The 15,675-nt window shown below is 62.5% G+C and carries 13 protein-coding genes; 7 read left to right on the top strand and 6 right to left on the bottom strand.

Going from position 1 to position 15,675, the window contains the following annotated elements:
* The first annotated feature begins 10 nt into the window (after positions 1 to 10).
* Genes BW33_RS19025 through BW33_RS19010 form a run of 4 tightly spaced genes read left to right on the top strand, consistent with a single transcriptional unit; the run spans position 11 to position 2,817 of the window.
* On the top strand, positions 11 to 895 hold the full coding sequence (locus tag BW33_RS19025) for a type II secretion system F family protein (protein ID WP_047600489.1): 885 nt from the start codon (positions 11 to 13) through the stop codon (positions 893 to 895).
* 1 nt (position 896) lies between these two features.
* Positions 897 to 1,781 (top strand): type II secretion system F family protein, encoded by an 885-nt coding sequence (locus BW33_RS19020; RefSeq protein ID WP_047600487.1) that lies wholly within the window; start codon positions 897 to 899, stop codon positions 1,779 to 1,781.
* 23 nt (positions 1,782 to 1,804) lie between these two features.
* Positions 1,805 to 2,527: a tetratricopeptide repeat protein gene (locus BW33_RS19015; RefSeq protein ID WP_047600485.1), complete on the top strand. Its 723-nt coding sequence runs from the start codon at positions 1,805 to 1,807 to the stop codon at positions 2,525 to 2,527.
* A 17-nt stretch (positions 2,528 to 2,544) separates the two neighbouring features.
* Positions 2,545 to 2,817 (top strand): DUF3613 domain-containing protein, encoded by a 273-nt coding sequence (locus tag BW33_RS19010; RefSeq protein ID WP_047600483.1) that lies wholly within the window; start codon positions 2,545 to 2,547, stop codon positions 2,815 to 2,817.
* Positions 2,818 to 2,884: 67 nt separating this feature from the next.
* Here the strand turns inward: BW33_RS19010 and BW33_RS19005 are convergent, their stop codons facing one another.
* From BW33_RS19005 to BW33_RS18990, 4 genes are all read right to left on the bottom strand, one after another.
* On the bottom strand, positions 2,885 to 4,555 hold the full coding sequence (locus BW33_RS19005; protein ID WP_047600481.1) for a ShlB/FhaC/HecB family hemolysin secretion/activation protein: 1,671 nt from the start codon (positions 4,553 to 4,555) through the stop codon (positions 2,885 to 2,887).
* Between the two features lie 134 nt (positions 4,556 to 4,689).
* Positions 4,690 to 6,270: a collagen-like triple helix repeat-containing protein gene (locus tag BW33_RS19000; protein WP_047600479.1), complete on the bottom strand. Its 1,581-nt coding sequence runs from the start codon at positions 6,268 to 6,270 to the stop codon at positions 4,690 to 4,692.
* A 303-nt stretch (positions 6,271 to 6,573) separates the two neighbouring features.
* Entirely contained in the window at positions 6,574 to 7,428 is an 855-nt protein-coding gene (locus BW33_RS18995) for a MaoC family dehydratase (protein ID WP_047600477.1), read from the bottom strand.
* 2 nt (positions 7,429 to 7,430) lie between these two features.
* Entirely contained in the window at positions 7,431 to 8,783 is a 1,353-nt protein-coding gene (locus BW33_RS18990) for a 3-oxoacyl-ACP reductase (protein ID WP_047600476.1), read from the bottom strand.
* A 283-nt stretch (positions 8,784 to 9,066) separates the two neighbouring features.
* On the opposite strand from BW33_RS18990, the gene BW33_RS18985 reads away from it, so the two are divergent.
* From BW33_RS18985 to BW33_RS18975, 3 genes are all read left to right on the top strand, one after another.
* Positions 9,067 to 10,344 (top strand): acetyl-CoA C-acetyltransferase, encoded by a 1,278-nt coding sequence (locus BW33_RS18985; RefSeq protein ID WP_047600474.1) that lies wholly within the window; start codon positions 9,067 to 9,069, stop codon positions 10,342 to 10,344.
* Positions 10,345 to 10,635: 291 nt separating this feature from the next.
* Positions 10,636 to 11,532 carry a PA4780 family RIO1-like protein kinase gene (locus tag BW33_RS18980; RefSeq protein ID WP_025111724.1) on the top strand — a complete coding sequence of 299 codons (897 nt, stop codon included), beginning with the start codon at positions 10,636 to 10,638 and terminating at the stop codon, positions 11,530 to 11,532.
* A 149-nt stretch (positions 11,533 to 11,681) separates the two neighbouring features.
* The gene (locus BW33_RS18975) at positions 11,682 to 12,902 is read left to right on the top strand and encodes an MFS transporter (protein ID WP_047600472.1); all 1,221 of its coding nucleotides are present in this window, start codon (positions 11,682 to 11,684) and stop codon (positions 12,900 to 12,902) included.
* Here the strand turns inward: BW33_RS18975 and cueR are convergent.
* Both cueR and BW33_RS18965 read right to left on the bottom strand, forming a co-directional pair.
* Positions 12,856 to 13,269, bottom strand: coding sequence for a Cu(I)-responsive transcriptional regulator (gene cueR, locus BW33_RS18970; protein ID WP_047600471.1), 414 nt, complete (start codon positions 13,267 to 13,269; stop codon positions 12,856 to 12,858). The two genes, BW33_RS18975 and cueR, sit on opposite strands and share 47 nt — an antisense overlap.
* The gene (locus BW33_RS18965) at positions 13,266 to 15,659 is read right to left on the bottom strand and encodes a heavy metal translocating P-type ATPase (protein WP_047600469.1); all 2,394 of its coding nucleotides are present in this window, start codon (positions 15,657 to 15,659) and stop codon (positions 13,266 to 13,268) included. Before BW33_RS18965 ends, cueR begins: the two co-directional genes overlap by 4 nt.
* Positions 15,660 to 15,675 lie beyond the last annotated feature (16 nt).

Below are 15,675 nucleotides of genomic sequence, written 5' to 3'. Positions count from 1 at the left end.
AACTGGCATCATGATCGGACCGGCCATTCTCATCTTCCTGTGTCTGATCCTGCTCGGTCTGTCGATCTGGTTGTTCGTGCATGGCATCCACAAGACCAGCAACGAACGGGTGCTCAATCGCCTCGCGGCGGGGCAGCCGCAACTGGCCGCGCAGAAGCCGACCTGGGTTGGACTTGAACGGATGTTTTTGCGCGCCGGGCTTGGCCGTCCCAGCGAACGTTTCGGGCTGTGGATGAGCCTGTGGGGCGTGGCGATTGTCCTTGGTTATCTATTGGCGGACTGGATCGGTTTGCTGGCGATGCTGCTGGCGCCCCCCCTGATCTTGCGCCTGTACATTTCCTGGCTGTACCAACGGCGGATCAAACGCATGATCGAGCAGTTGCCGCAGTTGCTCGACTACACCGTACGCAGTCTCAAGTCCGGGCGCACTTTGAGCGACGCCGTCATGGGCGGTATCGAATCGAGCGAGGATCCCCTGAAAAAAGCCATGGGCCGGGTGCAGCGCAACGTGCAGCTGGGGGTCAATCTGCCGGATGCGGTCAGCGATTTCGCCGAACTCTACGAACAGGACGAACTGCGCATGTTTGCCCTCGGCCTCAAGGTCAACCATCGCTACGGCGGCAATGCCAGCGAGCTGCTGGAGAACCTGATCAAGCTGATCCGCGAGCGTGACCAGGGCGCCCGGCAACTGCGCGCACTCACTGGCGAAACACGCATGACCGCGTGGGTGCTGGGTTCGCTGCCGGTAATCCTGGTGAGCTACTTCATGCTGACCAACCCCGGCTACATGCTTGGCATGTGGCACGACTCCGGTGGTCGGACCATGTTGATTATCGCTGTGATGTTGCAAGTGACCGGTTGTCTGGCGCTGTGGCGCATGTTGCGGAGTATTTGAAATGGTTTATCTCGCCGCTCTGATGCTGCTGCTCGGCGCGCTGTTGCTGGTGGTCAATCACCTGCTGACCGAGCGCCGCCGGGTGCGCCAGGTCAACCAGCGGTTGCAGGGGCATCTGGTGCGCGAGAACCGTCTGGGTAACTGGCTGCGTGCTCTGGGCAACAGCAGGTTCGGCCAGCGCTCAGTGAGCATCGACAGCGAAACCCAGACTCTGCTCAGTCGCCTGGGCTGGCGCCGCGCCAGTGAGCGCTCGCTGTTCGCTGCCTGCCAGATCGGCACGCCGCTGCTGGCTTTGGGGTTGGCGATCTTTCTGCAGGAAGTTTTTTTTCCGCACGCCGCCAACCGCTGGATCGTGCCGATGCTCGCCACCGGTGCCGGTTACCTGCTGCCCAAGCGGCTGCTGGCCTACGCCGCCGGACGCCGGCAGAAAACCATCGCGGTGGAAATCTCCACGTTCATCCCGCTGCTGCGCATCCTCTTCGAGTCAGGCATGGCGGTCGAACAAGCCTTGCGTGTGCTCAGCACCGAAGGGCAGAAACTGCTGCCGGAACTGACCCGCGAACTGCGCCTGATTCTGGCCCGGGTCGACTCGGGACTGGAGTTGGGGCAGGAACTGAACAAGGCCTCGGTGATGCTCGCGGTCGATGAGTTCACCGACACCTGCGTGATCCTGCAGCAACTGATCCAGCAAGGCGGCGGGGCGATGAAATCACTGCTCGCGCTCAAGCAATTGCTCGATGACCGCCGCCTGACCCGACTGCAGGAATACATCTCGAAGATGTCGGCGAAGATGTCGGTGGTGATGATGCTCTTTCTGTTTCCTGCCTTGCTGATCGTACTGGCCGGCCCGGGGTTCACCGCGATTACCCGGGCGTTCGCAAACTGACGTTGGCTCATGGAGAGCGTTTGATGAAAGCACTGATTGTCTTGGCAAGTGTGTTGTTGCTCGGTGGTTGCGCCACCGACGGTCAGGCGCCGTGGTCGGCGATGCTCGCACCGACCAGTTGCAGCAAACTCGATTCCGAACAGGAACTGGCGCTGAACCTGGCGGACGATCTGGCCAACGACGGCAAGCTGCACGCCAGCCTGGCCAACCTGCAAAGCCTGCCCGACAAACTGGTCGAGGTACGCCTGCGCAAGGCCAGGGTTTACCGCTTGCTCGGGCGCAGTGAAGCCGAGCCGCTGTATCGCGGTTTGCTCGGCACCTGCCTGACGGCGGACGCCGAGCATGGCCTGGGCCAGATCTATGCCGCCCGTGGCGACAACGGTCAGGCTCAGGCGCACTTGCAGCGCGCGGTGCGCCTGGCGCCGACCAATGAAAAGATCCGCAATGACCTGGGCGTGGTTTACCTCAACCAGTTGCGTCTTGAGGACGCGCGATTCGAATTCCTGACCGCTATTGAACTCAAGCAGAACGATCAACTGGCCACGCTGAATCTGGTGAGCTTGCTGCTGTACCAGAACAACTGGCAGCAAGCCGCCGAAATCGTCAGCCACGCGCACCTGACGCCGGAGCAGTTCGCCGATGCCCAGGCCCGCGCGGAAAAACTCAAAGTGCCGGCCAAGGCTTCGACCGCGGCCGGTAATCAAGTGGCGGTGGTGGCTGACCCACAACCGTTGACGCTCAAGTGACACTCCGGGAGATGACCATGAACACCTTGCACAGTGTTTGCTGTCTGGCCCTGCTCAGCCTGCCGTTCGCCGCCCAGGCGATCGACGCCGGCCCTGCCTCGGCGCAGCAACAGGAAACCGAAGGCTGGCTGGTGCTGCAAAGTCGCAACCACGCCGCTTCGCCCAAACCGCAAACCGCCACCGCGACAGAGCGGGAGCTGGCGCTGCAGCGCTGGTTGAAGAAATACAGCTACGAGATTCCGGACTTATACGATCCGGATGCGGGCGGCAAGATCGAGACCAAGAACTAGGTTGATGGCGTGGCTCGAGCCAGTCCGCCAGCGCCGACACGCCGGCGATGACGGACTGGCTGAAGGCCTACAATTGATAGCTGAAACTGATGCTGTAACGCGCCCGACGATTGAACGTATCCAGCGCTTCATCGGACATAGGCTTGGCGGCTTCCAGCGCAATGTTGTAGTACTTGGCATCGCCAAAACGCAGGCCTACTGCTGCCGATGACAGGTCGTTGCTCTGTACAGCGAGTTTGTTGAACCAGGTTTTCGAACGGTCCAGCACCACGTACGGTTGCAGGATGCGCACCCAGTTGCCGTCGCGGTTGAAGCTGTAGTTGACCTCGTAAGCCGCGCCCCAGCCCTTGTCGCCCGATGCCTGATCGTCAGGGTAACCACGGCCGAAATTCTGCCCGCCGAACACCGTACGCTCGCTGTCGGGCAGGGTGTCATCACTCCAGTACAGCGCGGCCGACAGCACGCCTTGCCAGTTGTCGAAAAACTTGTCGCTCTGCACGCCGGAGAGACGCAGGCGCAGGAAGTTCAGGTCCAGCGCCGGGTTGTTGGAATGCGCGCCCATGCTGTCCAGACCTTGATACACGCCGCCGCTGAGAATCCGCAATTGCCGCGCATCGCTCTTGCGCCAGTCACCTTCGAATGCAAGGGCACGCACGTTGGTGCGCTCTTCGATGCTGATCGGGTAGCCGACCACGTCGTAGCGGTTCTTGTTATCCACTGCATATAGCCGCGCTCCCGCGTTAAGCAGCTCGTTGGACGCGGCAATGAACGGGTGGCTGATGCCGATGGAGTAACGATCGTCTTCCTTGTGTGGCTTGAGTTCGAAGCCGTCGCTGGTGAGCACATTGGTGCCCGGGTCAGCCCGGTAGCGTGAGGCGAACAGACTCAGTTGCGTGCCTTCACTGTTGAGAAACTGGTTGTAGTCCACACGGTAGTAGCGCTCATGATCGTCGCCCGGTGGAAACAGACCGCTCAGGGTCAGTTGCTCGCCCATCGCCGTCTGCGAATTACTGCTGACCCCCAGCAAAGCCTGTGTACCGTTGCGGTTGTCTTCAGTGGTGCTCATGGTGCTGGTGAACGATTTGCGGCTGGCCTGGGCCACCAGCGTTGTTGCACCGTCGGTGGTGCCGGGCGGCGGCACTTGCGCCTGGATGGTCACCCCGGGGATGCGGGTCATCAGGGTGGTGTAGCGTTCGAAGGTCTTGCGCGTCAGCGGGCGTTCGGCCTGGATTTTTGCCGCCAGTTCGTCGAGCAGGCCTTTGACCCGGCCGACATCGCCTTGCACCTGCACATCGCGCACATAACCTTCCACCAGTACCACCCGGGCCACGCCATCGTCGAAACGCTGCTGCGGCAGGAACGCATAGGACAGCAGATAGCCGTCCTTCTGGTAGCGCCGGGTGATGTCGCGCGTGGCTTCGATCAGGTCGGCCAGGCTGCTCTGGTGGCCGATCAGGGGTTTGTAGACTTCGGCCAGTTCGTTGAGCGGGTAGAGCGTGCCGCCTTCGATCTGCACGGTTTTCAGGTTGATCTTGGTGTCCATCAACAGTGGCTGCGCCGTGGCCGCGCCGGGGTCGGGTACTTGCAGGGGCGTGGCGGCGGGGCGATAGGCATCAGCCGGCAGGTTCGGTACGGGCAGGTTACGTGTGGTTTCGTTGCTGTTGAGAAAGCTTGGCAGGGTGTCGGCGAGGGCGGCGGAACTGATACTGAGGAACAACAGGGATGCCATTACGCGCATAGGACACTCCATGGTCAGATCACAGCGCAGGGTTGAATTTTTCCTAAGAAAAAAGCGGAAGACTCGTGGGAATCTTCCGCCCTCAACCAAGCGTAGGCGCTGTAGGTGAGGCCGTCGAATCGGCCAGGTGCAATTTAGCGTTGGTTGCCTCCAAGAGCGCCGGTCAGGCCACCGAGCACGCCGCCCAGACCTCCGGTTGCGGTGCCGCCGGTACTGGTGCCGCCGTTGAGCAGGCCGCCGACCGCACCCACGGTAGCGCCGACGTTGCTGACCACACCACCGACGGCGGTAGTGACCGGGTTGTTGGTGGATGCGATGGTGGCGCCAACCGTGCTGACGGCGCCGCCAACCTGGCCGGTGAGACCGGCGACCGGCGCGCCCAGACCTGTCGCGGCGCCGACTTGTTGAGTGACGCTGGTGACCGCACTGGTGACCGGGTTAAGCCCGGCACCGACGGTGGCGCCGACGGTGGCCAGTGGCGAGGTGGTGGCGGTGATCGGCGTGCCCGAGCCACCGAGTACGGTGTTGAGCGAGGCGATGGTATTGCCCAGTCCGCCAGCCGTGACGCCGCCGGCACTGACCACGCCGTTGGTGCTGCCGGCATTCAGGCCGGAACCGACATTGACCACGGCACCGCCAACGGTTTGCAGCAGACCGGTACCGCCCAGGCCGCCGCCGAGACCACCACCCAATCCGCCACCGGTACTGCTGCCGTTATCCACCAGCCCGCCGGCTTTGCCGACGGTGGTGCCGACGTTGGTCAAGGCGCCGCCAAGCGTGTTAGTCACAGCATTGCCGCTGCCGGCACCCGTGACTTGGCCGCCCAGATTTTTGACGGCGCCGCCAACCTGGCCGATCACGCCATTGAGCGGAGCGCCGAGGCCGGTCGCATCGCCTACTTTGTCGGTCGTGCTTTCAACCATCGCAATCACTGGCACCAGACCGTTGCCGACACTCTTGGTCACTGAGCCGAGTGGGCCGGTGGTAGTGGCAAGGCTCAGTGTGTCGCCGAGCATGGTGACTTTTTCACCGACGCCGTCGAGTACCGGGGCGACTTTGGTGACCACGCCGCCGACAACCGGAACGCTGCCGGTGGCGGTCGCCAGTTTGCCGCTCAGATCCGAGACGCCAGTACCGACATCTGAAACCACGCCGCCGACCGAGGCGGCGGTGACGCCCAGACCATTGTCGACCGTGCCCAGTTTGCCGATGCCGTTGGCCACGCCATCACCGAGGGTGCTGACCACATTGCCAGCGGTGTTGGCCGCGCTTTGCACGACGCCACCGACGACCGGTACGGTGCTCAGCGAATCGCCGATCTGGCCGACCCCATCACCGACGCCTGCGACGGTGTTGCCGACATCCTGCACCAAGGTGGTGGTCACCAGCGGAGTGGTGGTCGGGTTGGTCGGGTTGGTTGGATCCGTAGGGTCGGTCGGATTGGTTGGGTTGGTCGGATCGGTCGGGTTGGTTGTACCGGTACCGCCAGTACCGCCGGTGCCTCCGGTACCACCTGTGCCTGCGGTATCGGTGCCGCCAGTGCCACTGCTGCCTCCAGTGCCACTAGTGCCGCCAGTGCCCGATGTCGCACTGTCTGGCGAAGAGCTGCCGGAGCTGCTGTGATGGCCGCCACCGCCGCTGCTGCAGCCAGCGAGGCCAAGGGAGAGGATCAATGCCAGAGCTGTTGCCGATTTGCACCACACTTGAGTTTTCATGATTGAGATTCCTTGCACCTGTAACAACATTCGTCGTTTTCGATGGCTCACCGATCTGTTGCCGGTGATGCCTCGTCCGTGGTGTCAATCTCAATCGCGCCGCAGGTTTCGACCATTCTCAAGTTGGTATTAACGCCTTTATATATAAGGCGCCGCGCCGTGCCTAAGGACTAATACCCAGGATATAGGCGCGCAAAAAAAGGCCTTGAAAATCAAGGCCAGGAGTTCTTCAGAGTGTTGCGTCGAGCGCGGAATAACTTAAGTGATATATACACAATTTACAGGCTTGCCCGGGGGGGAGGGTCAGGCAACCGGTTGCCACAGCCCGACCATGTGCTCCAGATCGCCGGCGCCGATCAGGCGCAACTCGCCGCTGGACCCCGGCGCACTCGCCAGCAATGAAACCTCACTGGGCAAGCGCACCGGTTTGCGAAAGTGCACGGCGATTTCAAGGTTGGCCTTGGGTAGATGATCAGCCAGTGCCGCGAGGGTTCGTGCCTTGTTCCACAAGCCGTGAGCAATCGCCGTGGGAAAACCGAACAGCTTGGCACTGGTGGCGCTCAGGTGAATCGGGTTGTAGTCGCCCGAGACTTTGGCGTATTGCCGACCGATATCGGCCGGCGCTTTCCATTGCGCAATTTGCATCAACACCTGAGACGGTTCCCAGTGTTGCTCTACGGGTTCGCCATCGAGTTTCACTCCGCGACAGAGCATCTGGCTTTCGGCTTCCCACAGCGGCCCGAGTTGATCATCGAGGGTGGTCAACACATCGAAGGTCGCGCCTTTGGGATGCGGCTGCAGGTTGTGCACGCGAACACTGACTTGCGCGCGACTGATCCCGCCCATTGGCCGCAACACGCGTATGCGGTTGCTCAGATGAATCAGTCCCAGCAGCGGGAACGGAAATTCCTTGGCCGTGAGCAATTGCATCTGCAGGGCGAACGCGAGGATATGTGGATAAGTCGGCGGCAGCAGGCCGTCATCGGCAAAGCCGCAGACCTTGCGATAGGCCGCCAGCTTCTGGCCGTCGACATCGACCCAGCAGCGCAAACCGCTGTCGGGCAATCGGGTGCCAGTAATCTTGCGCCGGGTCGCGGCCCGGGCATACAGGCCGGGCAGACTCGGTTCGCGGTCGAAGGTGTGCCATTCAATGCTCATGCCTATGCCCCCAGAACACTTTGGCCACAAACCCGCAGCGCCTGGCCGGTGAACGCGCCAGTGCCCGGTTGCGCCAGCCACGCGACGGCTTCGGCGACGTCTTGCGGCAAACCGCCCTGGCCCAGCGAACTCATGCGCCGCCCGGCTTCACGCAGGCCGAACGGGATGTGCGCGGTCATTTGGGTTTCGATGAAGCCCGGGGCCACGGCGTTGATGCTGATGCCGCGTTCGTGCAGTGTCGGCGCCCAGGCCTGGGCCAGGCCGATCAGCCCGGCCTTGCTTGCGGCGTAGTTGGTCTGTCCGCGATTGCCGGCGATGCCGCTGATCGAGGCCAGCAGAATCACCCGCGCATTGTCGTGCAGGGTGCCGCTGTCGAGCAGCGCCTTGGTCAGCACTTGCGGGGCATTGAGGTTGACCGCCAGCACCGCGTCCCAGAATTCCGGGGTCATGTTGGCGAGGGTTTTGTCGCGAGTGATCCCGGCGTTGTGCACCAGAATGTCGAGGCCGTCCGGCAGCTGTTCGATCAGTTGCGCAGCGGCGTCTTCGGCGCAGATGTCGAGGGTGATGGCCCGGCCGCCGAGCCGCGCGGCGAGGGCTTCCAGATCAGTCTTGGCCGGTGCTACGTCGAGCAGAATCACTTCCGCTCCGTCGCGGGCCAGGGTCTCGGCAATCGAGGCGCCGATCCCGCGTGCCGCGCCGGTAACCAGCGCCTTGCGTCCGGCCAATGGCCGGGTCCAGTCGGTGACGGGTGTAGCGCACGCGGTCAGGCGAATCACCTGCCCGGAGACAAAGGCACTTTTTGGTGAGAGGAAAAACCGCAGCGGCCCCTCAAGCTGATCTTCAGCGCCCTCACCGACATAGATCAGTTGCAGCGTGCCGCCGCTGCGCAACTCCTTGGCCAGCGAACGCGAAAAGCCTTCGAGCGCCCGCTGTGCACTGGATGCGATGGGCTCGCGCAGGGTTTCCGGGGCACGGCCGAGAATCACCAGGTGCGCGCTGCTGTCGAGGTTTTTCATCAACGGCTGGAAGAACTCGCGCAGCTGTTTGAGCTGGTCGGTGTGCTGCAGGTCGCTGGCGTCGAACACCACGGCCTTGAGTTTCGGCCCGTGCCCGGGAATCCATGCAGTGGCCAGCGACGGTTCACTGCCGTAGCTATAAATCGCGTCGGTCAGGCGGTTGGCGAACGCAGTGACCCGCTCGGCCAGCGGCCCGCCGCCGATCAGCAGCGCACCGTCCACCGGCCGCAGGCGTCCGGCCTGCCAGCGTTCCAGCCGCACCGGCGACGGCAGGCCCAAAGCCCCGACCAGACGGTGTCCGATGGATGAGTTGGCGAAGTCGATATAGCGGTCTGACATGGAACGCTCTCCAAAAGTTGGGGTTCAAAGTGTGGACTACCAACGGCAATCAATCGTTCGATCCACGCAATAAGGCCTACGCTAGAACAGCAGAGTAGTTGGCCGCAGAGGGTTGTGTGGCCAAACACAAATTCAGAAACAACGTTGAACCTTGTAGGAGTGAGCCTGCTCGCGATAGGGATTTGTCAGATACAGACGTTTCGACTGACACGATGCCATCGCGAGCAGGCTCACTCCTACAAAGGATTCAGGTGAATTCGACCATTTGGGAAAGGAGCTTTTCATGAGTCAGCTGCGCCGCGTCGCCATCATCGGTGGTAACCGTATTCCCTTCGCCCGCTCCAACGGGCCGTACGCCACTGCCAGCAATCAGGTGATGCTCACCGCCGCGCTTGAAGGCCTGATCGAACGCTACAACCTGCACGGCCTGCGCATCGGCGAAGTGGTGGCGGGGGCGGTGCTTAAATTGTCACGGGATATGAGTCTGACTCGGGAATGTGTGCTCGGCTCACGGCTGTCACCGGCCACCCCGGCCTATGACATCCAGCAAGCCTGCGGCACCGGGCTGGAAGCGGCGCTGCTGGTGGCGAACAAAATCGCCCTCGGCCAGATCGATTGCGGTATTGCCGGTGGCGTCGACACCACCTCGGACGCGCCGATCAGCGTCAGCGAAGGGCTGCGCAAAATCCTTCTGCAGGCCAACCGCGCCAAGACCACCGGCGACAAGTTGAAAACTTTTCTGCAACTGCGCCCGCGGCACTTGATCCCGGAATTTCCTGGCATCGGCGAGCCGCGCACCGGTCTGTCGATGGGGCAGCACTGTGAGTTGATGGCACAGACCTGGAATATCCCTCGCGAAGAGCAGGATCAACTGGCCCTCGAAAGTCATCACAAACTCGCCGCGTCCTACAGCGAAGGCTGGCACAACGACCTGATGACGCCGTTCCTCGGCCTGACCCGCGACAACAATCTGCGCCCGGACCTGACCCTGGAAAAACTCGCCACGCTCAAACCCGCTTTCGAAAAAAGCGCCAAGGGCACGCTGACGGCGGGCAACTCCACGCCACTCACCGACGGCGCCTCGGTGGTGCTGCTGGGCAGCGAGGAATGGGCGAAAGAACGTGGGCTGCCGATCCTCGCCTATCTGCGCGATGGCGAGGCGGCGGCGGTGGATTTCGTCAATGGCGCCGAAGGTCTGTTGATGGCGCCGGTGTATGCAGTGCCGCGCCTGCTGGCGCGTAATGGGCTGACCCTGCAAGACTTCGATTACTACGAAATTCACGAAGCGTTCGCCGCGCAGGTGCTGTGCACGCTCAAGGCCTGGGAAGACCCCGAATACTGCAAGACGCGTTTGGGGCTGGACGCACCGCTGGGCTCGATCGACCGCAGCCGGTTGAACGTGAAAGGCAGCTCGCTGGCGGCGGGACATCCGTTTGCCGCAACCGGTGGGCGGATTGTCGCCAACCTGGCGAAACTGCTGGATGCGGCGGGCAAGGGCAGGGGGCTGATCTCGATCTGCGCCGCTGGGGGGCAGGGTGTCACCGCAATCATCGAACGCTGAAATATCGCAGCTTTCGGCGCCAGTCTCTTGTAGGTGCTGCCGCAGGCTGCGATCTTTTGACCTTGAATCCTTTCATCACCGCCGCATGTCAGATTCTGTCGCAAATGCCCTCGACGGCCGATAACTACAAGCAAGGTCGGCTCGGCTATGATCGGCAAAGCTCGATTATTTCGGCACAGTGTGTGCATCCATAGGGTTCACAGGTCGGCAACCCCTCCCCGTAGCGCGAGGATTGCCGTATAACGAGTGACATTCGCGTGTTTGGTAATAAAGGACCCACAATAAAAGCTGATGAAGACTCCAAAACGCATTGAACCCCTGATCGAAGACGGTCTGGTCGACGAAGTGCTGCGCCCACTCATGAGTGGTAAAGAAGCAGCTGTTTATGTGGTGCGCTGCGGTAACCAGTTACGTTGCGCGAAGGTCTACAAGGAGGCGAACAAACGCAGTTTCCGCCAGGCAGCCGAGTATCAGGAAGGCCGCAAGGTGCGTAACAGCCGGCAGGCCCGGGCGATGGCCAAGGGTTCGAAATTCGGTCGCAAAGAGACCGAAGACGCCTGGCAGAACGCCGAAGTCGCGGCGCTGTTCCGTCTGGCCGGTGCCGGTGTGCGAGTGCCCAAGCCGTACGACTTTCTGGATGGCGTGCTGCTGATGGAGTTGGTGGCCGATGAGTATGGCGATGCCGCACCGCGTCTGAACGACGTGGTGCTGGAGCCGGATCAGGCCCGCGAATATCACGCGTTCCTGATCTCGCAGATCGTGCTGATGTTGTGTACTGGTCTGGTGCACGGTGACCTCTCGGAGTTCAACGTGCTGCTGACCCCGACCGGCCCGGTGATCATCGACCTGCCGCAGGCGGTGGATGCCGCCGGCAACAACCACGCGTTCAGCATGCTCGAGCGCGATGTGGGCAACATGGCTTCGTACTTCGGGCGTTTCGCCCCGGAGCTGAAGCAGACCCGCTACGCCAAAGAAATGTGGGCGTTGTACGAAGCCGGCACCTTGCACCCCAACAGCGTGCTGACCGGTGAGTTCGACGATCCGCAAGATCTGGCCGACGTTGGTGGTGTATTGCGTGAGATCGAAGCGGCGCGGCTCGACGAAGAGCGCAAGCAGGCGATCCGTGCGGCGGATGATGAGCCCAAAGGCAAGTCCGACGAACCGCCCCCGCCACCGTGGATGCAGTAAGCGCTTGAACAGAAACCCGGCCTCGGCCGGGTTTTTTGTACACGGTACGCATGGACACCTTGTAGGAGTTGCCGAAGGCTGCGATCTTTTGCCCTGGATTTTGAACGGCCAGATCAACAGATCGCAGCCTTCGGCAGCTCCTACAAGGAATGTATGTGAACGCCTCGCACAATGCCCGCCTCATCATCACCGCCCGGCTGATCTCCGATTTCGGCGCTTTCCTCAACATGGTCGCGCTGGCGACTTACGTCTACCTGCTGAGCAACAGCGCCACGAGTGTCGGGATCTTCCTCGCCAGTCGGGTTGGCGGGGGGATTTTCGCCAGTTTGATCGGTACACGCTTCTACCGGCGCTGGAATGGTCGGGTGCCGCTGATTGCCTTCGATCTGCTGCGCGCGGCGCTGCTCGGTCTGCTGTTGATCCTGCCGGTGAGCCAGCAGGCGTTGCTGTTGCCGGTGATCGCTTTCGGCCTGGGCTTTGGCAACTCAATGTTCGCCATCGGTCTCAATAGCCAGTTGCCGAGGTTGATCGAGCCGGTGCAGCTACTGAAAACCAATGCCTGGATCACCTCGGCGTCATCGGCAGCGATGGTTGGCGGCAGCCTGGTGTCCGGTTTGCTGGTGGCGGCATTCGGTTTCGAAACGGTATTCGCGCTCAACGCACTGACCTATGTGCTGGCGGCGCTGTTGATTGCACCGTTGCGCTTCGCCGCTGCAGAAGTCAGCGAACAATCGACCAACGAACGCGGCGAATGGTCAGCCCTGAAACAAGGCCTGCGCAGCGCTCCGGTGATTGCGGCGATGCTCGCCGTGACCATGGCCGACACCTTGGGCAGTGCCGCGCACAACGTCGGGTTTCCGATCATCTCCAAACTGCTGACACCCGATTCGGCCAGCACCACGCTGGGCCTGATGCTGGCGGTGTGGGCCAGCGGCAAACTGCTCGGGGCACGGATTGCCAGTCGCCTCAAAGGCACGGATAACATTGATTTGGAACGACGGTATTTCTTCGGCGTGGCGTTGATGTCCTGCGGTTTCATCCTGATGTTCCAGCAGCACAGCCTTTTCGGTCTGCTGCTGTTTTCCCTGCCGGCGGGGCTGGGTGACGGTATTTCTGAAGTCGGCCTGATGTCGCGCCTGCAACGTGAACCGGAGCATTTGCGGCTGCCGATTTTCAGTTTTCTGACCTTGCTGCAAATGACCGGGTTTGGCGTCGGTATGCTGATCGCCGCGCCGTTCTATGGCTGGTGGGCGCCGGGTGCCGTGGTGCTGCTGTTCCACGGCATTCCGCTCGGCACCTTGTTGACCGTAAAGCTGCTGGCGCTCAGGCGCGGGCGGGTTGCGCGCAGCAGCCCGACGCCAGTTCCTTGAGGATCGGGCAGTCGGGGCGATGGTCGCCATTACAGTGCTCGACCAGGTCCTGCAGGGTGTCGCGCAACTCGCCGAGTTCGCGGATCTTCTGATTCAGCTCGTCGATGTGCTGACGCGCCAGGGCCTTCACATCGGCGCTGGCGCGCTGGCGATCCTGCCACAGGGTCAACAGCTTGCCGACTTCTTCCAGAGAAAACCCCAGGTCCCGCGAGCGCTTGATGAACGCCAGGGTGTGCAGGTCATCGTCGCTGTAGATCCGGTAGCCGCTGTCAGTGCGATGGGCAGCCTTGAGCAGGCCGATCGACTCGTAATAGCGGATCATCTTTGCGCTCAGGCCACTGTGCCGGGCCGCTTGGCCGATGTTCATCGGTGCTCCTCCAGATCCTTCGGTTTCCAGGTTTTCAACAGTAGCGCATTGCTCACCACGCTGACGCTCGACAGCGCCATCGCCGCACCTGCCAGCACCGGATTGAGGAAGCCGAACGCCGCCAGCGGAATGCCGATCAGGTTGTAGACGAAGGCCCAAAACAGGTTCTGACGGATCTTCGCGTACGTCTTGCGGCTGATCTCCAGTGCCGCCGGTACCAGCCGTGGATCGCCGCGCATCAGGGTAATGCCGGCAGCATGCATCGCCACATCGGTGCCACCGCCCATGGCGATACCGATGTCCGCTGCGGCCAAGGCCGGGGCGTCGTTGATGCCGTCGCCGACCATTGCCACCACGCCGGTTTTCTTCAGTTCGGCGACGGTCGCGGCTTTTTCGGCGGGGAGTACTTCGGCGTGAACGCTTTCAATGCCCAGCGCCTCGGCCACCACGCGCGCACTGCCACGGTTGTCGCCGGTCAGCAGATGGCTGTGGATACCTCGTGCGGCCAGTTGCCGTACGGCTTGCAGTGCGCCGGGCTTGAGCGTGTCGCCGAAGGCAAACAAACCGAGCACTTGCGGTTCGGGGCTCTGCTCGATCAGCCACGACAAGGTCCGGCCCTGGCTTTCCCAGGTTCTGGCGGACTCGGCGAGGTGACCGGCGCTCAAGCCGCTCTCTTCCAGCAAGCGCCGATTGCCCAGCGCCAGGCGCCGACCGTCAAGCGTGCCGGCGATGCCGCGGCCGGTCAGGGACTGGCTGTCGCTGACATCCGGCACCGGCAGACCGCGCTCGGCGGCAGCGTCCAGCACGGCTTTGGCCAGCGGGTGTTCACTGCCGCGTTGCAGGGCACCGGCCAGGGTCAGCAGAGTATTTTCATCGCCATCCACTGCACTGAAATGGGCGATGCGCGGAGTACCGGAAGTCAGCGTGCCGGTCTTGTCGAAGACCACGTTGTCGACTTCATGGGCACGTTCCAGCGCCTCGGCATCCTTGATCAGAATCCCGTGGCGCGCGGCCACGCCGGTGCCGGCCATGATCGCCGTCGGCGTGGCGAGGCCGAGGGCACACGGACAGGCAATCACCAGCACGGCGACCGCGTTGATCAACGCGGTTTCCATGGGCGCGCCGTACAGCCACCAGCCAATCAGGGTGGCGAGGGCGATCAGCAACACGGTGGGCACGAACACCTGGCTGACTTTATCCACCAGTTTCTGGATCGGCGCCTTCGCCGCCTGAGCGTCTTCCACCAGCCGGATGATCCGCGCCAGCACGCTTTCCGCACCGAGGGCGGTAGTGCGTACCAGCAGGCGACCTTCGCCGTTGATCGCGCCGCCGGTGACCTTGTCGCCCGGTTGTTTTGGCACTGGCAGGCTTTCGCCACTGATCAGCGCTTCGTCGGCGTGGCTCTGGCCTTCAAGCACTTCGCCGTCTACCGGGAAACGTTCACCGGGTTTGACCAAGACCTGATCGTTCAGACGCAAGGCGCTGATCGCCACGTCTTGCTCGCGACCGTCGATGATTTGAATCGCCCGTTCCGGGCGCAAGGCTTCGAGGGCGCGGATGGCGCTGGCGGTCTGACGCTTGGCGCGGCTTTCCAGATATTTGCCGAGCAGCACCAGGGCGATCACCACGGCTGAGGCTTCGAAATACAGATGCGGCATGCGCCCGGCGGCGGTGGCCCATTCGTACAGGCTCAGGCCATAACCGGCGCTGGTACCGAGGGCGACCAGCAAATCCATGTTGCCGGCGCCGGCGCGCACGGCTTTCCACGCGGCGACATAGAAGCGTGCACCGAAAATGAATTGTACTGGCGTGGCGAGGGCGAATTGCGCCCAGGCCGGAAGCATCCAGTGAATGCCGAACGGTTGCAGCAGCATCGGCAGCACCAGCGGCAAGGCCAGGGCGATGGCGCAGATCAGCGCCCCGCGCTCATGTTGCAGGCGCTGTTGCTGGTTATCGGTGACGGGGTGTTCGGCTTGCCAGACGCTGGCCGAGTAACCGGCCTTGCTCACAGCGTCGAGCAGCGACTGAATATCGACCTGACCGAGCCATTCGAGGTGCGCGCGTTCGTTGGCGAGGTTGACGCTGACGCTCTTCACCCCTGGGACTTTGTTCAGGGCGCGCTCGACGCGACCGACGCACGAGGCGCAGGTCATGCCGTCGATGCTCAACTCCACAGTCTGCTGCGGCACGCTGTAACCGGCGCGTTCAACCGCTTCCATCAACGCCGGCAAGCTGTCGCCGGGCGCCTGGACGCGGGCCTGTTCGGTGGCGAGATTGACGCTGACGCCACTGGCGCCGCTGACTTTGCTCAACGCCCGCTCGACACGCCCGGCGCAACTGGCGCAGGTCATGCCGGCAATCGGCAGATCGAAGGTGATGGAATCGGACATCGGTCTTACTCCCTGT

Source organism: Pseudomonas sp. RIT288, assembly GCF_000631985.1.
In the GTDB taxonomy this organism is placed as follows: Bacteria; Pseudomonadota; Gammaproteobacteria; order Pseudomonadales; family Pseudomonadaceae; genus Aquipseudomonas.
Note: the sequence above shows the minus strand (reverse complement) of the source record. Positions and strands in the feature narration are given on the sequence as shown.